This is a genomic window from Celeribacter naphthalenivorans (assembly GCF_020524585.1).
In the GTDB taxonomy this organism is placed as follows: Bacteria; Pseudomonadota; Alphaproteobacteria; order Rhodobacterales; family Rhodobacteraceae; genus Celeribacter; species Celeribacter naphthalenivorans.
Genome location: NZ_JAIVLK010000003.1, coordinates 427285 through 449395, shown reverse-complemented (window position 1 = coordinate 449395; position 22111 = coordinate 427285). Strand labels below are relative to the sequence as shown.

Annotated in this window: 24 protein-coding genes and 1 riboswitch; of the genes, 12 read left to right on the top strand and 12 right to left on the bottom strand. The window is 58.4% G+C overall.

From position 1 onward, the window contains the following. Position 1: 1 nt before the first annotated feature. Positions 2–1945, bottom strand: a complete 1944-nt coding sequence (locus LC094_RS08810) for a type VI secretion system Vgr family protein (protein ID WP_226551936.1) — start codon at positions 1943–1945, stop codon at positions 2–4. Positions 1946–2143: 198 nt separating this feature from the next. After that, positions 2144–2644 (bottom strand): type II restriction endonuclease, encoded by a 501-nt coding sequence (locus LC094_RS08805; protein ID WP_226551934.1) that lies wholly within the window; start codon positions 2642–2644, stop codon positions 2144–2146. On the opposite strand from LC094_RS08805, the gene LC094_RS08800 reads away from it, so the two are divergent. From LC094_RS08800 to LC094_RS08780, 5 genes are all read left to right on the top strand, one after another. Continuing rightward, positions 2567–4447 (top strand): Mu transposase C-terminal domain-containing protein, encoded by a 1881-nt coding sequence (locus LC094_RS08800; protein ID WP_226551932.1) that lies wholly within the window; start codon positions 2567–2569, stop codon positions 4445–4447. The two genes, LC094_RS08805 and LC094_RS08800, sit on opposite strands and share 78 nt — an antisense overlap. After that, the gene (locus LC094_RS08795) at positions 4444–5445 is read left to right on the top strand and encodes a TniB family NTP-binding protein (RefSeq protein WP_226551930.1); all 1002 of its coding nucleotides are present in this window, start codon (positions 4444–4446) and stop codon (positions 5443–5445) included. Before LC094_RS08800 ends, LC094_RS08795 begins: the two co-directional genes overlap by 4 nt. Then, a complete protein-coding gene (locus LC094_RS08790) occupies positions 5442–6473 on the top strand; it encodes a TniQ family protein (RefSeq protein ID WP_226551928.1) in 1032 nt (343 codons plus the stop codon). The genes LC094_RS08795 and LC094_RS08790 overlap by 4 nt, the downstream gene beginning before the upstream one ends. Continuing rightward, the gene (locus LC094_RS08785) at positions 6394–7281 is read left to right on the top strand and encodes a hypothetical protein (protein WP_226551926.1); all 888 of its coding nucleotides are present in this window, start codon (positions 6394–6396) and stop codon (positions 7279–7281) included. The genes LC094_RS08790 and LC094_RS08785 overlap by 80 nt, the downstream gene beginning before the upstream one ends. Positions 7282–7395: 114 nt before the next feature. Further along, positions 7396–8412, top strand: a complete 1017-nt coding sequence (locus tag LC094_RS08780; protein WP_226551924.1) for a hypothetical protein — start codon at positions 7396–7398, stop codon at positions 8410–8412. Between the two features lie 345 nt (positions 8413–8757). Here the strand turns inward: LC094_RS08780 and nqrF are convergent, their stop codons facing one another. The 6 genes from nqrF to LC094_RS08750 are packed head-to-tail and all read right to left on the bottom strand — an operon-like array spanning position 8758 to position 14610. Next, positions 8758–9981 carry an NADH:ubiquinone reductase (Na(+)-transporting) subunit F gene (gene nqrF, locus LC094_RS08775; protein WP_226551922.1) on the bottom strand — a complete coding sequence of 408 codons (1224 nt, stop codon included), beginning with the start codon at positions 9979–9981 and terminating at the stop codon, positions 8758–8760. Between the two features lie 15 nt (positions 9982–9996). Then, positions 9997–10605, bottom strand: a complete 609-nt coding sequence (nqrE, locus tag LC094_RS08770) for an NADH:ubiquinone reductase (Na(+)-transporting) subunit E (protein WP_066601138.1) — start codon at positions 10603–10605, stop codon at positions 9997–9999. Continuing rightward, a complete protein-coding gene (locus LC094_RS08765) occupies positions 10605–11258 on the bottom strand; it encodes an NADH:ubiquinone reductase (Na(+)-transporting) subunit D (protein ID WP_226551914.1) in 654 nt (217 codons plus the stop codon). The genes nqrE and LC094_RS08765 overlap by 1 nt, the downstream gene beginning before the upstream one ends. Continuing rightward, a complete protein-coding gene (locus LC094_RS08760; RefSeq protein WP_226551912.1) occupies positions 11258–12070 on the bottom strand; it encodes a Na(+)-translocating NADH-quinone reductase subunit C in 813 nt (270 codons plus the stop codon). The genes LC094_RS08765 and LC094_RS08760 overlap by 1 nt, the downstream gene beginning before the upstream one ends. Further along, positions 12063–13262: an NADH:ubiquinone reductase (Na(+)-transporting) subunit B gene (locus LC094_RS08755; protein WP_226551910.1), complete on the bottom strand. Its 1200-nt coding sequence runs from the start codon at positions 13260–13262 to the stop codon at positions 12063–12065. The genes LC094_RS08760 and LC094_RS08755 overlap by 8 nt, the downstream gene beginning before the upstream one ends. A gap of 4 nt (positions 13263–13266) precedes the next feature. Next, a complete protein-coding gene (locus LC094_RS08750) occupies positions 13267–14610 on the bottom strand; it encodes a Na(+)-translocating NADH-quinone reductase subunit A (protein ID WP_226551908.1) in 1344 nt (447 codons plus the stop codon). Between the two features lie 169 nt (positions 14611–14779). Here LC094_RS08750 and LC094_RS08745 point away from each other — a divergent pair, with 169 nt between their 5' ends. Together LC094_RS08745 and nqrM are read left to right on the top strand one after the other, a co-directional pair. Next, positions 14780–15811: an FAD:protein FMN transferase gene (locus LC094_RS08745; protein ID WP_226551906.1), complete on the top strand. Its 1032-nt coding sequence runs from the start codon at positions 14780–14782 to the stop codon at positions 15809–15811. Between the two features lie 31 nt (positions 15812–15842). Then, complete coding sequence (nqrM, locus tag LC094_RS08740; protein WP_107815960.1) at positions 15843–16082, top strand: (Na+)-NQR maturation NqrM; 240 nt, start codon at positions 15843–15845, stop codon at positions 16080–16082. A 19-nt stretch (positions 16083–16101) separates the two neighbouring features. Here the strand turns inward: nqrM and LC094_RS08735 are convergent, their stop codons facing one another. Next, entirely contained in the window at positions 16102–16299 is a 198-nt protein-coding gene (locus LC094_RS08735) for a hypothetical protein (RefSeq protein WP_226552275.1), read from the bottom strand. Positions 16300–16377: 78 nt separating this feature from the next. Between LC094_RS08735 and LC094_RS08730 the strand changes: the two genes are divergently transcribed. The 5 genes from LC094_RS08730 to tenA all read left to right on the top strand — a co-directional run bounded on the left by LC094_RS08730 (position 16378) and on the right by tenA (position 20050). Continuing rightward, a complete protein-coding gene (locus tag LC094_RS08730; protein ID WP_226551904.1) occupies positions 16378–16899 on the top strand; it encodes a CBS domain-containing protein in 522 nt (173 codons plus the stop codon). A 113-nt stretch (positions 16900–17012) separates the two neighbouring features. Beyond that, positions 17013–17109, top strand: a riboswitch (TPP riboswitch). Positions 17110–17164: 55 nt separating this feature from the next. Next, complete coding sequence (gene thiM / locus LC094_RS08725) at positions 17165–17953, top strand: hydroxyethylthiazole kinase (RefSeq protein ID WP_226552262.1); 789 nt, start codon at positions 17165–17167, stop codon at positions 17951–17953. Continuing rightward, positions 17950–18573, top strand: coding sequence for a thiamine phosphate synthase (gene thiE, locus LC094_RS08720; RefSeq protein WP_226551895.1), 624 nt, complete (start codon positions 17950–17952; stop codon positions 18571–18573). The genes thiM and thiE overlap by 4 nt, the downstream gene beginning before the upstream one ends. Continuing rightward, entirely contained in the window at positions 18570–19373 is an 804-nt protein-coding gene (gene thiD, locus LC094_RS08715) for a bifunctional hydroxymethylpyrimidine kinase/phosphomethylpyrimidine kinase (RefSeq protein WP_226551893.1), read from the top strand. The genes thiE and thiD overlap by 4 nt, the downstream gene beginning before the upstream one ends. Beyond that, a complete protein-coding gene (gene tenA, locus LC094_RS08710; protein ID WP_226551891.1) occupies positions 19370–20050 on the top strand; it encodes a thiaminase II in 681 nt (226 codons plus the stop codon). The genes thiD and tenA overlap by 4 nt, the downstream gene beginning before the upstream one ends. 3 nt (positions 20051–20053) lie before the next feature. Here the strand turns inward: tenA and LC094_RS08705 are convergent, their stop codons facing one another. From LC094_RS08705 to LC094_RS08695, 3 genes are read right to left on the bottom strand one after another with little or no spacing between them, the layout of a single operon-like run. Beyond that, on the bottom strand, positions 20054–20515 hold the full coding sequence (locus LC094_RS08705; protein WP_226551889.1) for a phosphatase domain-containing protein: 462 nt from the start codon (positions 20513–20515) through the stop codon (positions 20054–20056). Then, on the bottom strand, positions 20512–21051 hold the full coding sequence (locus tag LC094_RS08700) for a histidine phosphatase family protein (protein ID WP_226551887.1): 540 nt from the start codon (positions 21049–21051) through the stop codon (positions 20512–20514). The genes LC094_RS08705 and LC094_RS08700 overlap by 4 nt, the downstream gene beginning before the upstream one ends. Then, positions 21048–22064 carry an MBL fold metallo-hydrolase gene (locus LC094_RS08695; protein WP_226551885.1) on the bottom strand — a complete coding sequence of 339 codons (1017 nt, stop codon included), beginning with the start codon at positions 22062–22064 and terminating at the stop codon, positions 21048–21050. The genes LC094_RS08700 and LC094_RS08695 overlap by 4 nt, the downstream gene beginning before the upstream one ends. Between the last annotated feature and the right edge of the window lie 47 nt (positions 22065–22111).

Genomic DNA, 22111 nt, shown 5'->3' with positions numbered 1-22111 from the left:
ATTAGGCTTCGTCTTTAAGGGGGCAGTGGCTGACAAAAGGTGAGCCTTCGCCTGCTGCAGCCTTCAGAACAGCCGGAATGGCTGGGATGGCGGCTGCTCCCGGAGAGGCGTTGCCGACGTTCAGAACAGGAGCGACATTCACAGCTCCTCCTTGCACCACAACTGCAGAACCGCCCGCGACAAGTGTGATTTTCGACGCATCGATAACAATCTCCCCACCTGCTTTGAGCGTCAAATCTCCGCCCGTTTGCAGCGAGAAGTCAGCACCCACTTTGTGGCCATGATTACCGTCAATTTTTTCACTTAATGCGCCGATGACAGTCAGCCCCATATCGCCTTCAACGGAAACAGTCCGATTGGCCGCAACGGAGAGCATTGAATCATTGCCAACCGAAACAGCATCATCAAATTCGACGCGCCGTTGAGACGAATTCTCAATATGCATATCGAGATTCTTTTGTGCGTGAAGATAGACAAACTCCTCACCGGCCTTGTCTTCAAAGGTCAGTTCGTTAAAGCCTTCACCGTCGACTGAATTGGTTTTGAAAGTGGATCTACTCGAGTGTAGAGGAAGCGCGGCAGGGGGCATTTTCTTGCCGTTATACACACACCCGGTGACCAGCGGTTTGTCCGGGTCGCCGTCGAGGAATTCGACCACAACCTCCATCCCAATCCGAGGGATCACCATGCCGCCCCAGCCGTTGCCCGCCCAGGATTGCGACACACGGCAGCGCATCGAATAGGCTGCGTCGAGGTCCCAGTGGAACTGCACCAGAATGCGCCCGTATTCGTCGCAGTCGATCTCGCCATCGCCCACGACCACCGCGGTCTGAGGCCCTTTCACATCCGCCTGCGCGGTCTTCAACTCCGGCACCAAGGGCGCGTCGGCGGGCAGCAAAACATAGCGCCCGGTGTAGGCGTAGCCGTCGCCCTCTTCGCCGCCGGAGCCGTAATTGTCCGACGTGTAGCTGTGATACGCCACGAGGCAGAGGTAGTCCTCTCCCGTACCCGGCAGAGGCTCACCGCCAAGCGTCACCCGCAGCCCCGCGCCAAGCGCAGGAATATCGCCCTGCGCCTCAAAGCGCCGGTCCTGGCCGGTCTCGCCTTCTGAGCGCAGCCGCGCGACCACATCGCCACGGCCCTGGTCGAGGTAATCCCCCGGCCATTCAAAACTCTCGATCTGGCCCTGAGCATAGCTCGAAGAAGATGAAGAATTGGTTTCCATCGCCGCGGTCGGCGTCTTGAAATTGTAATCCGTCAGCCGCACAGCGCCCGTCGTGATCCGCCGCGCCGGGCGCCATTCCCAAAAGTGCTCGATCTCTTCCTGATGGTGGCCGTCATAGGGTTTGAACGGGCGTTCGCCGATGGTCGCGTGGCTCTCGACAATGTCGGTCAGAACCATCAGGTGCGATCCGCTATCCTGTTCAAAATGATAGGAAATCCCGTGCCGTTCCATGAGCCGCGCGGCGAAATCCATGTCGCTCTCGCGGTACTGAACGGTGTATTCGAGCTCGGGATACTCGAGCGTCAGCCGGGTCTCCATCTTGCCCGCCGAAGCATAGGCGCCGAGGAGCTCGGTGAGGATGTCGATCACGGTTTTATTGTGGAAAATCCGCTGGTTGCGACGGAGCGACGCGAGCCAGAACCACGGCTTGAGCGTCAACCGATAGCGATGGCCATTCTCGCCCGCACCCATCCAACGCGCTTCGGAAATGATGCCATCGAAAGGCTTGTCCGAGCCGTCATGCGTGCGCAGCGTGACGGTGGCGTGCGTGCCCAAAAGCGCATCGAAATCAATATCATCGGCGGAGGCAAGACAGTCGACGTGGTAACTAAACACCCCGTTGATCCGCTCCTCGCCTTCAAAGCGCATCAGGACCAAAACGTCCTCGCCAAGTGCGGTGGTCAGGCGACCCATGCGGGAGGTTTGCGAAAAGAAAGACATGTGGGAAACCGGAATATTATAAATGTGCTAGAGTGAATGTAATTCCCTGACTGCACAACTCAAGGGGGAAAATGGAACGTGCAGTGTCATGAGCGAGAGAACGTACTTGGTGTAAGCGGGCATATCCACAAACCGGACATTCGTGCGGCGTGCAATGCAGGGCTGGTTTCCGCCATGCCTAAACAACCGGCGATCGCACTATCCCCAAACCGCCAAATTCGGCTCCACCACTTCATCGCAAAACCTCCGGAAGGTCAGGACGTTCTTGTGCCCGGCATATTCGGTCTCTTTGGCGTCCATCAGGCTCTCGGGGATCACGAGCTGGACGCCGATGCCCGCCATGTCCTGAATGGCGTTGCCCGCGATGTTTTCATCAACCGTAGTCAGATACAGCCTGCGTTCGCCTTTTTCACGCTCGACCTGTTTCCAGCGCTCGCGCAGGGTGGTTTTGGCGCTCAGGATCAGACCAGTTGCGGCAATGGCTTCACCGCTGCTGATGAAGGCGAGCGAAGGAAGAATGAAGTCGGGACGCTTCTTCGCCTCGATGACCACCTGCTTTTCAAACGGGATTATTTCGCAGGTCAAAACGTTCGTAATAAAGCAAGCTCCCGCGCCCCGACTTTGGACGGGCTCGACGACGAAACGCGTGCAAAAACAATCTGGCTCTACCTCGCCTGCATGGCAATGCACCGCCTGCATGAAGCGGGGGAACTGAAACTCACAGAGACCGGCGTCCGTCAGCACAGACAGCGGCTGGAGCAGATGGTCGCGGATCAGGAACTGGCCCGGCACTTTCTCGGGCGGCGGATCAGGGCCTCCGAGCGCCTGCCCCTGCGCCAGCTGCCCTGCGGGAGAACTTTACTGAATCATCTGCGCACACTGCGCAACAGCGGCTTCGACCCAATGACGCTGGCCCCCCGCAAAACCGGATCGGGTTGGATATCCGGCTATTTCAGTCACGACGTCGAAGCCCTGCTGCAGGATTGCGTGCTGACCTATGCCAACGTGAACCGACCGACGATGGAAGAGGTCATTGAGCAGACGAGACTACGCTTCAAAGAAGAGAACACGAACCGCGCAGCCGCGAACCTGAAGCCACTGCACACTCCCAGCCCTGCCACGATCCGGCGGCGCATCAATGCGCTCGATCCATTTGAAACGGATTGTGCGCGCTTCGGCCTGGACGCGACGCGCAAGAAATATGCGATGTGGTCAGGTGGCCTTGATGTGCAGTTTCCGATGGAGCGAATTGAAGTCGACGAGTGGCAGGTCGATCTGATCACATATTTCACCATCGTTGGTCTTTATCAGATCATGACGGACGAACAGAGGCGCGCCCTGCCCAAAGGGCGTCGTTGGATTTATGCCGCCATTGACTGCGCCAGTCGTTGTATTTTGGGACTTCTGATCGTCGAAAACCCCTCGGCGGAGGCAGCTGTCCAGCTGTTGAATATGATCGTGACGGACAAGAGCGATCTGGCCCGGGCCCTTGGCGCACAGTCGCCTTGGAACCAGCACGGTGGCATTTCCAGTGTGGCATGTGACACCGGCACGGCTTTCTTTGCCGATGCTTTCGTGGCCGCAGTCAACGGCCTTGGCGGTATCATGCAATTCGCGCCGGTCAAAATCCCCGAACTGCGCGGTCGGATTGAGCGCCCCTTCGGAACCCTCACAACAGGGCTCATGCCACGCCTTTCCGGAAGGACCTTTTCCAATCCGCTCGAACGCGGGGACTATGACAGCGAAGGAAACGCCGCGCTCGATGACGACGATCTGGCGCGTATACTTACGTATTTCATCGTCGACTATTATCATAACAAGCCACATGGCGGTCTCGGAGGTCAGACCCCGGCCAATCGCTGGAAAGAACTCGTCCGTGATCGCGGGATCTCCGCCCCTCCGGATCGACATGTCCGCCGCACAGTTCTTGGTCACGAGTTCGAGCGCATCCTGTCGAAACGCGGCATCCGTTTCTTTGGCAACTTCTACAGCTGTCCGGAACTGCGCGAAAAATTCAAACGATCCAGAAACCGCAAATTCACCATCAGAATCGACCCCGAAGATATCGGGGAAATTTCCATCAGGATCGGGAATGAGTGGCACAGCGCCTCCCCTGTGAAAGGCAACTTCGATGGCATCTCACTGGCGGACTGGATTGCGGAAAACCGGGTCCTGCTGCAGCGCTATGCCAGTGAAGCGGAACTGACAGAAGACGTGCGAGACCGCGCGATCGCGAACATCAGGGCGATCGATAAGGCGGCTCGGCTGCGTGCCGGGATTACACCTCAAAATGCGGGGAAGACCCAGCTCGCACAGATCGAGCGTTCCCTTTTTCAGGCACAGCAGCTACCGGACGAACCCGCTCCAGCGACCGCCTCGCAGCGGGAAGCTCCGTTCGGGCGTTTCATTGAACCCGCGCCATCCCGAAAGAGGAAGGCCTACGAAACGCGAGGCCACACCTCTCTACCGCAGTCTGACAGCTGGTCCCTGGAGGATGAATGATGACGCCGGAACAACAGAAAGCTTTCGATATTGGACAGAAGGTCATGGCCCTGCAAAAGCGCTTTGTCACACATGCGCGGTACCGCGAACTGGAAGCGAGGTTTGACGCACTACTCTATCACCGGCGTGCCGGTATCGAGCACGGGCAGCATCATGAAGCGCATGGAATAGCGGTTATTGGTCGCTCCGGATCTGGAAAGTCTACGGCGATCCGGCGGCTCTTCAGCAGGCACAGTAATCTGCAGATGCTGACCGACGGCGTTGTGCGCGCCGATGCCGTAAGCTTGACGGTGCCATCACCCGCTACGCTCAAACATGTCGGCCACTCCTGCCTGCAGGCATTGGGCTACCCAATCCGACGGGATCGGACATCCGGAATTATCTGGGAACTCGTGCAAAATCACCTGCGCCAACGGCAAACTATGTTCCTACACCTCGACGAAGCCCAGGATTTCTACTCCAGCCGCTTTCGCTCCGAGATGCAGGATGTGGTCAATACCCTCAAGTCAATTATGCAGAACAGGATGTGGCCGGTCGGGATCATTCTCAGCGGGATGCCAGGCCTCATGGATCTCTTCGATCTCGACGCCCAGCTTGCAAGACGCATAGAACCAATTCATTTCGCCCCTGTCAGCTATGCGTCGGATGGCAGGAGCATCAGATCTGTGGTCGAACAGTACGCTCACGCTGGTGACCTTGGAGTTGAGGCTATCATCCTTCAGACTGACACCGTCCGCAGGTTGATACATGCCGCTTCCGACGAATTCGGGCTGGTGATCGAGATCATCATCGGCGCGATTGAAGAAGCGCTGGTAGCAGAGCGTAAAACTCTGGGCTTGCAGGATTTTGCGTCAGCGTTTCAGCGTCGCGCGGGGTGCATTGACGGACTGAACCCCTTTCTCAGTGAAGATTTTCTGGCAATCAATCCCGGAAAACTCCTGTCTTCTCTTGAGAGGGAAGATCGAAGTCGTCGTCAAATAAAGGGGGAGCTTGCATGACCCGGCTCGCTCTTACCGTTCCGCTTATGCCCTTTGAACCCGCGACTTCGTTTATTTCTCGTCTGGCCGCATTGAATGGCTCACCACATGTGCAGGATTTTTGCTCAGACATGGGGCTGAACTGGAAGCATTTGGTCGGCGGTGATGCCCAAGCTCTGGCCGACGCGTCAGATCTGTCCGGTGTCGATGTTGCTGCGCTCGCGCGCTATAGCGTTAGACTTTTCGACAAGAGACACTATGTGCTGAACGACGAGACTCTGACTGCAAGGTGTTTTCTTCGCAATCGTCAACTGGTCTGTCCAGAGTGCCTGCGTGAGGATATCAGAGCAGCAGGCCTATATAGCGCCCACTGCAGGATGCACTGGCAGATCGCACAGCTGCGTCACTGCCCAAAGCACGATGTTGAGTTGATCGCACTGCCGGAGGCTAACTATCCCCGGCATGCCAGTGACTTTGCGGCACGGGTGCGGGATAGCGTTGCCGGACTGAGGCCCCCGGTACACGGGAAATGCACCCGCTTTGAAACTTGGCTAGCTCGACGATTGGAAGGCTGTTCTGACGGGACGTGGCTCAACCGGATCGACTTCGATGTCGTCACCTGTTTCTGCGAAAGCCTTGGGGTTTTGATAGTGCATGGTGCCCGGATGCGCCGCGAAAATCTATCGGGCGCGCAGCTGTCTTACGCCGCTGATCAGGGCTTTCAGGCCTGTCTGTCCGGCGCAGAGGGCATCAGCAACGCGCTCTCCGATATTCAGAAAAACTCTGGGAGTGAGAGGCCCGGATATTTCACTGATTTTGGTCCCTTTGCCCGCTGGATAACACATAAGCGGAGTTGCCCGAGGCACGCACCCCTTATCAACATCGTGCGCAATTACATCTGGTCGCACTATCCAATCGACAAAGGTGAAATGGTTCTGGGGCAGCCTTGCCCGAAAAGACAGTTACACAGTGCTTCCTCGGCATCTCAGGAATACGGCATCATGGGGGGACAGGATATATGCAATCCAGAGAGCGTTCGCGGCCCGTGATGGCATCCCGCCAGAACACAGCAATCGCTTCTACTTTGATGTCGACAAGCACTCGGACTTCCTTCGCGACATCGCACGAGGCCTGCGCCGGAAGAAGGCCGGTGAATACCTTGGATGCCCGCCCTGTACCTTCGACAAGATTGCAGCTTCGGATCTCATCACGCCGACCTTCAAACTTGACGGGTTCACCCAAAGCTATCCGCGCGAAGAACTTCAGAGGCTGCTCGACAGCTGTCTGCACGCGCCGGCCGGGGAAGGGGGCGACCGATCCGACTACGCCACCATTCGTGACAGCATCAGCATGACCAAGCTGAGCTATGTCCAGACTGTTAAAATGCTTCAGACCAGGAAGGTCCGTCATATCGAGCCCACAAAAGGTAGGGCGCATTTCGGGACTTTTCTGGTCAACTGGCGGGATTTGAGGGCGCTGGCTGGGAGTGATTGGCCGGAAGGCTACAGCAAACGCGATTTGAAGCGTCTACTCAGAGTTAATGATCCCACAATCGCCATGTTGGCCCACGAAGGGTTCCTGCTGGGAGAAGTTGTGCGCTGCGCGCGTAATGGCTTGCGGATGACTACGTTTTCGCAGCGCTCCTTCAATCGCTTCTTGGATGATTATGTGACCCTCGGTTGCCTTGCCCATCAAATCGGAACCCAAGCGAAGCACGTCAGCAGCAAACTTGAGAAGCTTGGGATTGATCCGATGCCGTTTCCGGCGCGCTACAGCAAGATCTACCCACGCGCCGTTATCGAAGATGCGTACTGTGAGTGTGCTGAGAACGACCGGTTGAAGTTTCTTTCGGTGTAGCGGTCGCAAGGTATAGCGTTATGCAGAGTAGATTCTATCTGATTCAAATAGGTTCACCTTTCATGATCCATTCGAATCAATTATGTTTTCGATACAGATAATAGGAGTCTAGTGATGAAAGCGATGCTGGGTGATTTGCTGCGACGTGCAGTTTCGAGACCTGTCTCCATGCCCCAAAAAGCCGAGATGGAGACCATTGATGCCAAAGCATTTACGATCCGACCCACCGCTGAGTTACGTGTTTATCTGGAAAAACGCGCTGAACAACTGGGGGATCTGCCACTTAGCAATCTGGTGGTGATGATCTTGTCAGCTTTTAAGGATGCTGAAACCCAAGGCGAATATAGTGATTACGGTCACTATGACGACACGGCGAGGCGGACTGCTGAACGCATTCGGCATCTCTACAGCGCTTATGGCTACACCTTAATGGATGCCGTGCGAACACTTGAGGAGTACGGCATCACACCTGCTATTTTCCTCGACGACACCCTGCTGGTGGATAAGCTGAACGGCGCCGCATATGCTGAGCTTTCGGAAGCATTCTGTGTGCGCGAGGAGTGGCTGACCAACCCTCTCTATGACAATCAAATGAGTGAACGCCCAACAAACAGACACAATTCCTATGCAATTCTCGCCGAAATTCTCAAACATGAGAACGATGGTATCTTGGAGGGGGTTATCCCAATCTGCAATTCTCGCGATCTTGTCGGAAACCAGCTGAACTACTCCGGCGAACATGACAAGGTTTATACCTCCATCGCGATCAAGCTTAAGCCACACCCCAAATACAAGCACGCTAGGGTCAAGGCTTGGAGTGAAATCCCCTTCGACTATGTGAATGCTCGTATTGAGTTCAAGGCCCTGCTTCTTCGTTTGTATGAACGATATGTGGATAGCGCCATCTTCCAAGGGCAAGCGCTTGATCCAAAAACGTACGAACGAGTTCTGGCAGGAAGGGATGCGGTTCCCGCTAAAGTGGTGGATGGGTTGCGGAACCCGTGGGACGCAGAATTTTATATCGGAGCGACATGGGGCGACAATCCTCCCCTCGAGCGAGAGGAATTACCAAGCGTTCGAGAATTCGCCGACCAGTACCTGAAGCTGAGCGAGATGCAAACTTCAGCCTAAATCGCCTCTCGAGCACATTCCTATCAGTCACTGAGAAAGGTCGCCACTTTGCTTGGCGGCCTTTTTTGATGTTGCGAAAGACAATCTGATTCCAGTGGCACATTCTTTGATTCCGAGCATTAGCCACTTCAATGATTTCAGTCGGTTAAGCACGGCCTGCCCGCATGAAATCTTGATTCGTCACACCTAGATCGAAGACAAAAAGCCGCGAGACGTCAGTCTGGCGGCTTTTGTTTTGCTTGTCTGGCGACTCATCTCCCAAAGTTCCCAAGGCTCAAAACGAAAACTGCCGCCAAAACCCCACTGGGCTTGGCGGCAGTTCGTTATTTCAAACCTATGGCGGGATTAGCCCCCGAAGTCATCGAGCATGATGTCTTCGCGGTCCACGCCGAGATCCAACAGCATGTTGATCACGGATTGGTTCATGATGGGCGGGCCACACATGTAATATTCGCAATCTTCAGGCGCCGGGTGATTCTTGAGGTATTCCTCGAAGAGCACATTGTGGATGAAACCGGTGTAACCGCCCCAATCATCCTCCGGAAGGGCGTCAGAGAGCGCCACGTGCCAGGTGAAGTTCGGGAATTCCTTGGCCAGTTCGTCGAAGTCCTCAACAAAGAACATCTCACGTTTCGAACGCGCGCCGTACCAGAAGGTGATCTTGCGGTCGCGATTCTCGAGGCGTTTGAGCTGATCGAAGATATGCGAGCGCATCGGCGCCATGCCCGCACCGCCGCCGATGAAGACCATTTCCTTTTTGGTGTCGCGCGCAAAGAATTCGCCGAACGGACCGGAAATCGTGACCTTGTCACCGGGTTTCAGGTTGAAAATGTAGGACGACATCAGACCCGGCGGGATGCCTTCGGAACGCGGCGGCGGCGAGGCGACGCGGACGTTGAGCATGATCATGCCCTTCTCATCCGGGTAGTTCGCCATCGAATAGGCGCGCTCGATCGGCTCGGTGACGGTCGATTCGTACTGCCAGAGGTTAAACTTGTCCCAGTCTTCGCGATATTCTTCCTCGATATCGAAATCCTTATAGGACAATTTGTGCGCAGGCGCTTCGATCTGAATATAGCCACCAGCGCGGAAGTTCACATCCTCGCCTTCGGGCAGGTCCAGAACCAGCGCCTTGATGAAGGTCGCCACGTTGTGGTTCGAGCGCACGGTGCACTCCCACTTTTTGACGCCGAAGACCTCTTCGGGCACTTCGATCTCCATATCCTGCTTCACCGCCACCTGACAGGACAGGCGGTCGCCACAGGAGGCCTCACGCTTGGTGATATGGCTCTCCTCGGTCGGCAGGATGGACCCGCCGCCGGAATGGATGCGCACACGACACTGCGCACAGGTGCCACCACCGCCACAAGCCGACGGCACGAACAGCTTTTGTCCGGCCAGCGTCTGCAACAACTTGCCACCGGCAGGGACGGAGATCGTCTTTTCGCCGTTGATGGTGATGTTGACGTTGCCCGAGCTCACGAGTTTCGAGCGCGCCGCAAGAATGACCGCCACAAGCGCGATCACGATCAGGGTAAAGAGCAGAACGCCCAGACTGAATGTCATCATGATCCTGGCCCTCCCTTACAGTTTCACGCCGGAGAAGGACATGAAGGCCATCGCCATCAGACCTGCGGTGATGAAGGTGATGCCAAGCCCCTGAAGCCCGTCCGGGATGTCAGAGTATTTCAGCTTTTCGCGCACACCGGCCATCGCAGTGATCGCCAGCGCCCAGCCAAAGCCCGAAGACAGACCGTAGGTGGCAGATTCGGCGAAGTTGTACCCCCGCTCTACCATGAACAAAGAGCCGCCCATGATGGCGCAGTTCACCGTGATCAGCGGAAGATAGACGCCAAGCGCGTTGTAGAGCGGCGGGAAGTACTTATCGAGCACCATCTCAAGGATCTGCACCAGAGCCGCGATCACCCCGATGTAGGAGATCAGGCCAAGGAAGGTCAGATCGACATCCGGGAACCCGGCCCAAGCCAGCGCGCCGGGCGCGAGCAGTTTGGTCAGGATCAGGTTGTTCGCAGGCACGGTGAGCGCCTGCACCACCATCACAGAGATGCCGAGACCCATCGCGGTCGAAATTTTCTTCGACACGGCGAGAAAGGTACACATGCCGAGAAAGAACGACAGCGCAAGGTTTTCAATGAAGACGGCCTTGACCGCGAGTGAAATGAGACCTTCCATCAGTGGCCCTCCACCGTCTGGATTTTATATTCACGCTCTTCGACCTGTTCCGGCTTCCACGTGCGCACGGCCCAGATGATCAGACCGATCACGAAGAAGGCCGAGGGCGGCAGGAGCAGAAGACCATTCGGCACATACCAGCCACCGTTGTTCACGGTTTCAAGGATAGTGATGCCAAAGAGCGAACCGGAGCCAAACAGCTCGCGAACCACCGCCACGACCATGAGCAACAAGCCATAGCCAAGACCGTTGCCGACGCCGTCGATGAAACTCGCAATCGGCGGGTTCTTCATCGCGAATGCTTCGGCACGGCCCATCACGATACAGTTGGTGATGATCAGGCCGACGAACACGGAAAGCGTCTTGGAAATCTCATAGGCGTAGGCCTTGAGCACTTGGTCAACGAGGATCACGAGAGACGCGATCACGACCATCTGCACGATGATGCGGATCGAGCTTGGGATTTGGTTGCGCAGCATCGAGATGAACATCGACGAGAAGCCTGTCACAAGCGTCACGGCGATGGACATCACCAAAGCCACCTGCATCGAAGAGGTCACCGCAAGCGCCGAGCAGATGCCCAGAACCTGCAAGGTGATCGGGTTGTCGTCGACCAACGGGTCGATCAGTTGCGAACGATATGTCTGTGCCATCAGTTCACCTCTCCTGCTTGCAGATGCTCAAGGAAGCTGCCGTAGCCCGCCTCACCCATCCAGAACCGCACAAGGTTATCCACCCCGCGCGAGGTCAGCGTCGCACCTGCGAGCGCGTCCACATAATAATCCGTGCCTTCGGGCGGCGGCGTTTTCGCCACGGTGATCGCAAGATCACCATCCTCGGCAAAGAGTTTCTTGCCACGCCAGAGCGCCTTCCAACGCGGGTTGTCCACCTCGGCCCCCAGACCCGGCGTTTCGCCGTGCTGGTAGAATTGCAGACCGAAAATGTCGTTGCCGTTCTCTTCAAGTGCGATGAACCCGTAGAGCGTGGACCAGAGCCCGTAACCCTCGATCGGCATCACCACCTTGTCGAGCGCCCCGCTGTCGTCGCGCAGCAGATAGACGAGGCGATACGCCTGCATCTGACCGCCAAGACCGGCAGGGTCTTCGTCAATCGGGCGCATGATCGACGGGTCTCTGGCATCGGCCAGCGCATCGAATTCGGAGGTCTCGAAGGCGTCGGTGAACTCACCCGTCGAGAGATCGAGCACATGCGGCTCGAAGGCCTCAAACGCCTCATTCACCGGGGTGTTTTCGTCATAAACGCCCGCGACCTGAAGAATATTGATCCGCTTGTCGCGCAGTTTGTTCTCGTCCTGGATCGGGCGCAGCGCAACCGCGGCGGCGGAGACAACCATCGAGGCCACGAGACAGAGCGCGACGGCGACGAAGACCGTCTTGCCCACACTGTCCGGCGGGGCGTCGAGGAAACGACGGATCAAGCCTTTGTTTTCATTCGCTTCAGACATTGCGCTTGGCCCTCCGTTTGATGTTGGCCTGCACGACGAAATAGTCGATCAGCGGTGCGAACACGTTGCCGAAGAGGATGGCGAGCATCATGCCTTCGGGGAACGCCGGGTTCACCACGCGGATCATCACGACCATAAAGCCGATCAAAGCCCCGTAGATATAACGCCCCATGTTGGTATGCGCGCCGGACACAGGTTCGGTCACCATGAACGCGAGACCAAAGGCGAAACCGCCGGTCACAAGATGCCAATACCACGGCATGGCAAACATCGGGTTGGTGTCGGAGCCGATAAAGTTCAGAAGACCGGAAAACGCCATCATCCCGGCCATACAGCCGATGATCAGGCGATAGTTGGCGATCTTGGTCAGCAACAGGAAGGCAAGCCCGATCATACAAGCGATGGTCGAGGTTTCGCCCAGCGAGCCTTGGATCGTGCCGACAAACGCGTCCATCCAGCTGATGCCATGCGCCGCGAATGCACCGACGCCCTCAGAGGCGCCAATGGCCAGAGCGGTCGCGCCGGAGAAGCCATCGACAGGCGTCCAGATCGAGTCGCCCGACATGTAAGCCGGATAGGCAAAATAAAGGAACGCACGACCCACAAGCGCGGGGTTGAGAAAGTTCTTGCCCGTGCCGCCGAAGACCTCTTTGCCGATCACGACCCCGAAGATGATGCCCAAAGCCACCATCCACAGAGGCGTCGAGGCCGGCATGATCAGCGTGTAAAGCATGGAGGTCACAAGGAAACCCTCGTTCACCTCATGGCCGCGCACGACCGCGAAGATCACTTCGAAAATCCCGCCCGCGACCAGCGTCACGATGTAGATCGGCAGGAAATACAAAAGCCCATGCGCCATGTTCGCCAGAATGCTCTCGGCGTTAAACCCGATGCCCAGCGCCTCGATGATAGCCGCGCGCCAGCCCGAGGGACCGTATTCGGCAATCGCCATATTGGTCTGAAGCCCGGTGTTATAAAGCGCAAACAGGATTGTCGGGATCGTGGCGATGACCACATAGGTCATGATCCGCTTCATATCGACATAAGACCGCGCGTGGGGCGCGACGGTGGTGACCGTTTTCGGTGTATAAAGAAGACTTTCCACCATCTCGTAGATGGAGAAATACTTTTCATACTTGCCGCCTTTTTCAAAATGCGGCTCGATCCGGTCGAAGAAATTGCGAAGACCCAAAGCCTTACCCCTCCTTCTCGATCTTGGTGAGGCTGTCGCGAAGCGCGAGGCCGTATTCATATTTCGCCGGGCAGGCAAAGCCGCAAAGCGCGACGTCTTCCTCGTCCAGCTCCAGAGCGCCCAGCGCTTGTGCTAGGTCCGTGTCCATCACGAGAAGCGCGCGCAAAAGCTGCGTCGGCAGGAAATCCTGCGGCATCAGCGCCTCAAACGTACCAAGCGGCACCATGGCCCGACGCCCGCCGTTCAAATTCGAGGTCAAAGCATAAAGCTTTTTGGAGAACGCAGAGCCCAACACCGGCTGGAACGCATATTTCGACGGCATCGGACGAATCCAGCCCATCGGAATCTGTTTGCGATCTTCTTCGATCAGGGTGATCTGACGCGCATAACGGCCCAGATAGCCGTTTTGCCCCACACCAGCGCGCCCGCTCAGGATCGAGCCGGAAATCACACGGATCGGCGTGTCGGTGTTCAGATCCTCGGCACAGAGGTCCTCCATCGACGCGCCCATCACCGTGCGCACAAGGCGCGGGTTCGAACACATGGGACCGGAGAGCGCGATGATGCGGCTCGCGTCGAGTTTCCCGGTCAGCATCAACTTTCCGATGGAAATCACATCATGATAGCCGATGGTCCAGACGATTTTCGACGCCGACGGCGGCTCGAGGAAATGCATATGCGTGCCAGCAAGCCCCGAAGGGTGCGGGCCGGAGAACCCGACCGCCGTGATGCCCGCGAGATCAGCCCCCGGAATATCCGCACCGATCTCTTGGCAAAGATAAGTCTTGCCCTCGGTCAACAAAGCCACGGCCTGAAGTCCGCGCGCGAAGGCCTCGGCGTCCTGCCCAATGATCAGCGCGGCATCGCCACAAAGCGGCTCGCTGTCCATCGCGGTCACATAGATCGCGGCGGGTTTGGTATCGGGCGCAGGCACTTTAGAATAGGGCCGCGTGCGCAGCGAGGTCCAAAGCCCGGAGGCGCAGAGTTTCTGCGTCACGCCCTCGGCCGTGCTGTCATCACCAATTTGTGAAAAGTCGACCGGCTCGGCGGCCGTCGGATCCACTTCGATCTCGACAGAAACCAACACGCGACGCGCGCCGCGATTGATCGCCTTGATTCGACCGGACACAGGTGCCGTGACCTGAACCTCCGGCGTATCCTTATGCGCCAGAACCGGTGCACCAGCGGCAATCACATCCCCTTCTTCCACCGCCAAACGCGGTTTCAGACCGAGATAATCCTGCCCAAGCACGGCGACGGTCCGGACCGCTGCTGCATCTTCGATCCTGGCGTCAGGTGCACCCAGCACCGGAACGTCGAGACCCTTCTTCAACACATGTTGCTGCACGTCTTTTAAGCCCTGTCCATTTTCCGGCTACCTTATGCGATAATGAGCCACGGTTTGGAAGGCTTCCGAGGGCAGTTCTTTTACTTTAGTGTTGAACCCAATGTCATTCTGCCGCAGAAGCATGCAGAACATCGCAGATTGAAACATCGCAGCTTAGTGGAGCAGCCTCGTGTCCGACTCTTTCCTCCTTTCTCGCCGTAGCTTCATGGTCATGCCGATCTGTCTGGCCGCCTGCAAGAAAGGGTGGTCCGTTCTGGAACTCACCGGTCTCACGATGGGCACCAGCTATTCCATCGTCGCCGTCGATCACACCAAAGACGTGAACAAGGCCGAGGTGCAGAAAGCCGTCGATCTGGCGCTGGCCAAGGTCAACACCCAGATGTCGAACTGGGATGCGTCCTCTGAGATTTCCCGCTTCAACGCTGCCTCCGCAGGCGACACGCTGACCGTCTCCCCCGAGTTGGAACATGTGATGCTGGCCGCAGGTCATGTGCATGACGCCACCGAGGGTCGTTTTGACGTGACCGTCGGCTCGCTCATCGATCTCTGGGGCTTTGGCGCGAATGGCACCCGCATGGACACCCCCAGCGACGCACAAATCGCCGACGCCATGGCGCGCAGCGGTCAGTCGCGTTCGCTGAAAGTGGAAAACGGTGCCCTCACCAAGATGAACGACGGCGCAGAAGTGTACCTCTCCGCCATCGGCAAAGGTTTCGGCGTCGATCAGGTCGCGCGCACGCTCAAGAGCTTTGGCATCACCGATTACATGGTCGAGATCGGCGGCGATCTCTACACCGCGGGTCGTAACCCGGAAGGCAAAGCCTGGCAGATCGGCATCGAGACGCCCGAAGCCTTCGATCGCGGCGTGGCACAGGTTGTCGGCATCTCCGACATGGGCATGGCGACCTCTGGCGATTACCGCAACTTCTTCGAAGTGGACGGCCAGCGCTATTCCCACATCATCGACGCCACCACCGGCCGTCCGGTCACCCACAACACCGCCTCCGTCACCGTGATGACCGAGAACGCGATGCTGGCGGATGCATGGGCCACAGCACTTTTGGTTCTGGGTCGCGAACGTGGTCTCGAGATCGCAAATCAACGTGATCTCGCGGTTCTGTTCATTGACCATGTCGTGAAAGACGGCGAGCATGGCCGCGTGAGCTATGCCTCGGACAAGTTCACCGCGCTGACCGCGTGATCTGACGGATTAATCGAACAGGGGTCGATCCATGTCGACGTTCATCCTCGCCTTTGGGCTTCTTTTGATTGTGATGGCTGGCATGGCGCTTGGCGTGATGTTCAGCGGGCGCACCATCAAAGGCAGCTGCGGCGGCTTGAACGCGGTCGAGGGCGCGGATCATTGTCTGGTCTGCAAGAAAGAGATCGACCCAAACAGCCCGCTGCGCGAACGCCTTGCCTGCCCGCGCGCGCGCAAAATGCTCGATGAGATGGAAGAAGACGCCGCCTGAGGCGTCTTTTTTTCGGTTCTTACGCCTTAATCGGCACCAGCCCCAGAACCAGCAAAATCACCGCCGCGATCAGCCCGAAAATCCAAAGCTGACCCCGCGGCCCTTCGGCTTTCCAGACGGAACGATAGCGATAGCCCGCCAGACAGGCGATCACGAACAAAGACGTGGCCATCAAAGGCGAAAGCGCCAGCGGCGATCCGGTCAGGTTTTCAATCAAGACGGGTCTCCCGGTCGGAAAAAGTTTACTTGAGCGCGAATTCCTCTACCCTGAAAGACAGTTCAGGGAGGAATGAACATGCCAGCTTCTTATACCCCAAAGACCCGAGGCGCCATGGCAGACGAGCACAGCCATAGCCAAACCATCGAGACCAACATGTCCGCAGCGCAGGCGACCGTCGGCGATGTTTTGGCGACCAAAGGCGGCGACATCATCGCCATTCGCCCTCAGGACACCGTGCAACATGCCGTTGAGATCATGAGTGAAAATCGCATCGGTGTCGTTCTGGTCAAAGACGCCCAAGGCGCGCTTTGCGGCATTCTGTCCGAACGCGACATCGTGCGGCAATTGGCGCAGACACCGGGGCAAACCCTGCCCAAAACCGTCGATGCGCTGATGACGACAGAGCTAAAAACGACCACGATGGACGAAACACTCGTCACCGTGTTGCGCCGCATGACCGACGGGCGGTTTCGTCATCTTCCGGTGATGGAGGGAGAGGCTCTGATCGGGCTGATTTCCATCGGCGATGTGGTGAATTACCGCCTGACCGCGCTGGAATATGAGGCGTTGAAGCTCAAACAGTTGATTGTCGGCTGAGACCAAAAGCCCGCCACATGCCCGCGCGTCGAACCCTCCGCGTTCGGCGGGTCTTTTTCAGGCCCGCGACCTCTCCACTTGACGTCTCCGCCCAAGAATGCGAGCACTCACGGAGTGAGCGACAGGGGCGCTCGGGGACACCCGGGCTGAGACGAACCCTTAGAACCTGAACCGGGTAATGCCGGCGGAGGGAGGCGCGTGAGAGACACCAGCGCCAAACCCGCCGTCTCTTTCGATCTCCCCGCCAGCGATGGAGGAGATCATGATGGACCAACCGGGTCAAAGCCTTGCCAAAATGCGCGCAACCGCGCCCTTGGTGCAAAACATCACCAATTACGTCGCCATGAATGTCATGGCCAATATCATGCTGGCCGCAGGCGCCTCTCCCGCCATGGTCCATGCGCGCGAGGAAGCCGCCGAATTCACCGCCCTCGCACAGGCCCTGACGATCAACATCGGCACCCCCTCCCCCGCCTGGGCCGAGGCGATGGTGGAAACCGCGCGCACCGCGCATCGGCTGGGGAAGCCTTGGGTCTTTGATCCTGTCGCCGTTGGTGCGACCGGCTATCGTCGCGACCTTGGCGTGCGTCTTTTGGCCTGCAAACCCACGGTCATTCGCGGCAATGCCTCTGAGATTCTGGCGCTGGCGGGGATGCAAACAGCGGGCAAAGGCGCCGATGCCGCCGATAGTGTCGAGGCCGCCAAGGACGCCGCCCGCGATCTGGCCCGCCAAACCGGTGCGGTTGTTGCGGTCACGGGGCCGGTTGATATCGTCACCGATGGTGCGCGCATCGCGGAAATTGCCAATGGCCACCCGATGATGCCCCGCGTCACCGTTCTGGGATGCTCCTTGACCGGGATCGTCGCCGCCTTTCTGGTTGACCAAGATCCGTTCGAGGCCACTGTCGCCGCCCTCGCCTATTATGCGCTGGCCGGAGAGATGGCAGGCCGTGACGCCAAAGGCCCCGCCTCTTTCCAAACCGCCTTCATCGACGCGCTTTATGGCATGAGCCCCGAGGCGCCCAACGACGGCGCAAGGATCACCCTGTCATGAGCGCTCTCGATATACCGAAGCTCTGTTTCATCACCGAACCGGCCACGCCCGAGGCGATGATCGACCAAAGCATCGCCGCCGCCAAAGGGGGCGCCGGATGGGTGCAACTGCGACATAAGACCTTGCCAGACGCAGAGTTTGCCGATCTCGCCCGGACCTTGATGACCGCCTTGGAGCCGCTTGGCGCCAAGCTCGTGATCAATGATCGCGTGGAGGTGGCCCTCGCCGTCAAAGCGCCGGTTCTGCACGTCGGTCAAAGTGACGGAAACCCCGCCGACATCCGGCGTCGGATCGGCCCGGACATGATCCTCGGCCTCTCGGTCGAAACCAAGGATCAGCTCGCGGCCATTCCCCCCGGTGTCGACTACCTCGGCGTTGGTCCGATCCGGGCGACCGGATCGAAACCCGATCACGCCGCCCCCATCGGCCTCGATGGGTTCGCTGGCATTGTATCGCTAACGTCGCTGCCCTGTCTCGCCATCGGCGGCGTGACCCATCACGACGCCGCAGCGATCAAACACTCCGGCGGCGCGGGATTGGCGGTGATTTCCGCCATCTCGCGAGCCGACAACATGGAGGCCGCAAGCCGCGATCTCCTCAACGCATGGAGGGACGCATGATCCCGAATATTCTCACCATCGCTGGCTCCGATTGCTCCGGCGGCGCTGGCATTCAGGCCGACATCAAATCGATTTCCGCCAATGGCGGCTATGCGATGTCCGTCATCACCGCGCTCACCGCGCAAAACACCCGTGGTGTGACCGGCGTCCAGCTTTGCCCCACCGACTTTATCGCAGCACAGATCAAAGCCATTCGCGACGACATTCGCATTGATGCGATCAAGATCGGCATGCTGGGCGATGCCGCGATCACGCAAACCGTGGCAGGTGCCATCTCTGATATCGACTGCCCCGTGGTGCTCGACCCGGTGATGGTTGCGAAAGGCGGGGATCGGTTGTTGCAACAGAGCGCCGTCTCAGCCCTGCGCGATTTTCTTCCGCAGGTCTTTGTGATCACCCCGAACCTCCCCGAGGCCGCCGATCTTCTCGACTGTTCCGAGGCCAAGACTGTGGACGACATGCGGGAACAGGCTCAGGCCCTGCGCGCGCTTGGTCCAAAGGCGGTTTTGCTCAAAGGCGGACATTTGAGCGGTGCTGAAAGCCCCGATCTGCTCGTCACGGACGCCGGAGAAACCTGGCTCGAAAGCACGCGGATCGCGACGAAAAACACCCATGGCACCGGCTGCACCTATGCCTCTGCGCTGGCCACGTGGCTTGGCGCCGGGCTGAGTCTGCCTGAGGCCGCGAAACGTGCCAAATCCTACATCACAGCCGCCATTACCCACGCGGACGAGCTGTCTGTCGGCGCGGGCCATGGCCCGGTGCATCACTTCTATTCCCTACAAGGACGTCAAACATGACTTTCACCCAAGAGCTGGCGCAAGAGACCCAAACCCTGCGCGATCAAATCCACGCCATGGCGTTCAACCGCGAATTGGCGTCGGGCAGTTTGCCGTCGGAAACCTTCCAAGGCTACATCATTCAGGACGCCCATTACCTCGAAGGCTTCGCCCGCGCCCTGTCCCTTGCCGCCGCCAAAGCCCCCGATGCACAGGCCGTGGCACAACTTGCCGGATCCGCCGCAGGGGCCATCGCCGTCGAACGTGGGTTGCACGGCCATTACATGGGCCTTTTCGGCATCACGACCGCCAGCTTTGAAGCAACAGATGTCTCAGCCGCCTGCGATCACTACGTGTCTTTCCTGTTGCGCACCGCCGCGATCGGGGAATTCCCCGAAGCCGTGGCGGCGCTTTTGCCCTGCTTCTGGATTTACCGCGATGTCGGCAAGGAAATCGCTGAAACCAGCCGCCCAGAGAACCCCTATGCCGAGTGGATCGCCACCTATTCCGGCGAGGCCTTCGACGAGAGCGTCACGCGCATGTTGGCGCTGACCGACCGCGTTGCAGCCGGGGCGAGTTCCGAGACACGCGCCCGGATGCATCATGCGTTCAAGCGCAGCTGCTGGCATGAATGGCGCTTTTGGGACAGTGCCTACAATGGCGAAGGCTGGAAGAAAATAGAGTCTAATCCGGCTTAAACCTTAAAAATCGCCCGGCGCGCATTGTAGACAGACAAGACCCTCTGCGCGCCAGGCCTCCACCACGGAACTGCGGTCATCAATGACGAGCCAGGGGGCCAAACCATCGGCTTTCATCTCCGCCAGAGCCCGGCGCTTGACCTCCGGATCACTGGCCGCGTCCTGATCCTCGGCCCGCAGATAGATGCCATCAAACGGCAGGTCATGTTTACGCAGCCAGGCCATCGTATGCACGGCCCAGCCCGCCGGTCGACCGGAACAGATCACGATGGTCTCGCCGCTGTCTTTCAACCGGCGCAACAGCTTGGCGACAGGCGCAATCAAGGGCGCGTCAGCCATGGCGTGATGAAACTCATCCCATTGCTTTTCAATCCCATGCACGAGATGCCCGAGTTTCCCGGCATCGAACTCCGCCAAAGTCCCATCCACATCGAAAACCACACAGGGTTTGCCGAAGTTCGTCATAGCTCTGTCTCCTTGAAAATTTGACCCGACCGCGTGAACATCAGCGGCGTGGCATTTGGGGGGCGCGAGCCGACATGCCCTGTGGTCCAAAGCACCCGCGCGGCGCGGATGACGCCGGAATGACAGACCAAAACGGGCAAGGCGTCCTCGCTTGTGTTACAAATCTCGACAATCGCCTGCGCCACACGCGACAGCATATCGGACCAGCTTTCGCCCTCTTCTGGCGTGGCCTCGCGATCAGGCTGCTCGCTCAAGGGCCGCCCCTCAAAAAGACCCCAATCCCGCTCACGCAAGCCATCATGCAGATCATAAGGCTGGTTGGGAAAGGCCAATTCACAGGTCTCGCGCGCCCGCGACATCGGACTGGCGTAGAGTACGATGCGCTCCGGCCACATGCGTTTGGACAGGTCACGCGCCTGATCTCGCCCCCGTTCTGTCAGCAACACATCCGTGCGCCCGGCGATGATCTCATCGGCATTGGCCGTGGTCTCGCCATGACGGATGAGGCAAAAACTTCTGACAGGCAGACCATTCATAGCCGCACCGGATCGTGGAGGAAAATCTCCACGCCAAGTTTCTCGACCAGATAGTCCTCTGGCTGGGTACAAAAGGCCGGCGCAAAGCGTTTTGCACCCAATCGGTCAAGCATTTTGATCTGATCGCGCAGCGGCGGATGCACGTTCCAGCGCTGGAAATACCCGCCGGGCACCGCGCAAATTCCTCGGGCATGGGCGGTCATATGACCGGTGAAAACGACATGCGCGTCACGACCCAAACGCCCGCTTTCATTCCACGCCCGCACATAGCCCCAAGCCGCACCTCCATCTGCATTCGGCGTGTCGCAAATGAGAAACCGCGCCTGTTCCATCGGGCCACGGTTCAGAAGCGGCGCGATCTCTTGCACCTCCGGGCTCAGGGTCTGACTGGCCAGCGCGGCACGTAAAGCGGACTGACACTCCGGGTCGAGCATGACACTTTCCATGCCGTAGCGCCGGATCAAATGGAGCGCCATTTCACCGGCGCGTCCGGATGGCGGCACAGGCAAAAGCACTTGGCCATGCAGCCCATCAAGCAAAGCATCCAACGCCGCGAAACGCTCGGATTGAGGCACATCGTCGAGGTGATAGGAGCAATCCAAAATGGCCGTCGCGGCAGGCGGCGGCAGATCGAGCGGGAACCAATCCGATTCCTCTGACCAATCGCCGGAATAGAACAGACCCTCGCCCAGATCGAAATGCATCCAAACCCCGCCCATCGCATGACCGTTGCGCCCGGTGGTAAGCTTGACGCCATGGATGTGGCTGTCACCTTGTTCGGGCAGCAGATGCACCTTGGCGGCGGGCGGCAGGGACTTGGCGGTCTGTGCCGTCGCATAAATCGGCAAACCCGCCTCCACCGCATAGGACGCCCCCCCGATATGGTCGATATGGTCATGGGTGATGAACACGGCCTCGGCGCCCTTGAGCCACTCCGGATTGAAATGCGCATTGGCCTCGGGGCCGAACCCGCAATCCAAAAGCCAGATGCGGTCATCGATAGTGAGTTGCATGCAAGCGGGGCCCTTGTCCCCGATGCCGGAAAGAAGTCTTACGCTTT

Bases quoted from the DNA above. Each gene is read 5' to 3' on its own strand.
- LC094_RS08765 (WP_226551914.1), bottom strand. From the start codon at position 11,258: ATGGCACAGACATATCGTTCGCAACTGATCGACCCGTTGGTCGACGAC.
- LC094_RS08805 (WP_226551934.1), bottom strand. From the start codon at position 2,644: ATGCAGGCGGTGCATTGCCATGCAGGCGAGGTAGAGCCAGATTGTTTT.
- nqrF (WP_226551922.1), bottom strand. From the start codon at position 9,981: ATGATGACATTCAGTCTGGGCGTTCTGCTCTTTACCCTGATCGTGATC.
- LC094_RS08695 (WP_226551885.1), bottom strand. From the start codon at position 22,064: ATGCAACTCACTATCGATGACCGCATCTGGCTTTTGGATTGCGGGTTC.
- thiE (WP_226551895.1), top strand. From the start codon at position 17,950: ATGAGCGCTCTCGATATACCGAAGCTCTGTTTCATCACCGAACCGGCC.
- thiD (WP_226551893.1), top strand. From the start codon at position 18,570: ATGATCCCGAATATTCTCACCATCGCTGGCTCCGATTGCTCCGGCGGC.
- nqrE (WP_066601138.1), bottom strand. From the start codon at position 10,605: ATGGAAGGTCTCATTTCACTCGCGGTCAAGGCCGTCTTCATTGAAAAC.
- LC094_RS08780 (WP_226551924.1), top strand. From the start codon at position 7,396: ATGAAAGCGATGCTGGGTGATTTGCTGCGACGTGCAGTTTCGAGACCT.
- LC094_RS08810 (WP_226551936.1), bottom strand. From the start codon at position 1,945: ATGTCTTTCTTTTCGCAAACCTCCCGCATGGGTCGCCTGACCACCGCA.
- LC094_RS08705 (WP_226551889.1), bottom strand. From the start codon at position 20,515: ATGACGAACTTCGGCAAACCCTGTGTGGTTTTCGATGTGGATGGGACT.
- LC094_RS08795 (WP_226551930.1), top strand. From the start codon at position 4,444: ATGATGACGCCGGAACAACAGAAAGCTTTCGATATTGGACAGAAGGTC.
- LC094_RS08760 (WP_226551912.1), bottom strand. From the start codon at position 12,070: ATGTCTGAAGCGAATGAAAACAAAGGCTTGATCCGTCGTTTCCTCGAC.
- LC094_RS08790 (WP_226551928.1), top strand. From the start codon at position 5,442: ATGACCCGGCTCGCTCTTACCGTTCCGCTTATGCCCTTTGAACCCGCG.
- LC094_RS08730 (WP_226551904.1), top strand. From the start codon at position 16,378: ATGCCAGCTTCTTATACCCCAAAGACCCGAGGCGCCATGGCAGACGAG.
- LC094_RS08700 (WP_226551887.1), bottom strand. From the start codon at position 21,051: ATGAATGGTCTGCCTGTCAGAAGTTTTTGCCTCATCCGTCATGGCGAG.
- tenA (WP_226551891.1), top strand. From the start codon at position 19,370: ATGACTTTCACCCAAGAGCTGGCGCAAGAGACCCAAACCCTGCGCGAT.
- nqrM (WP_107815960.1), top strand. From the start codon at position 15,843: ATGTCGACGTTCATCCTCGCCTTTGGGCTTCTTTTGATTGTGATGGCT.
- thiM (WP_226552262.1), top strand. From the start codon at position 17,165: ATGGACCAACCGGGTCAAAGCCTTGCCAAAATGCGCGCAACCGCGCCC.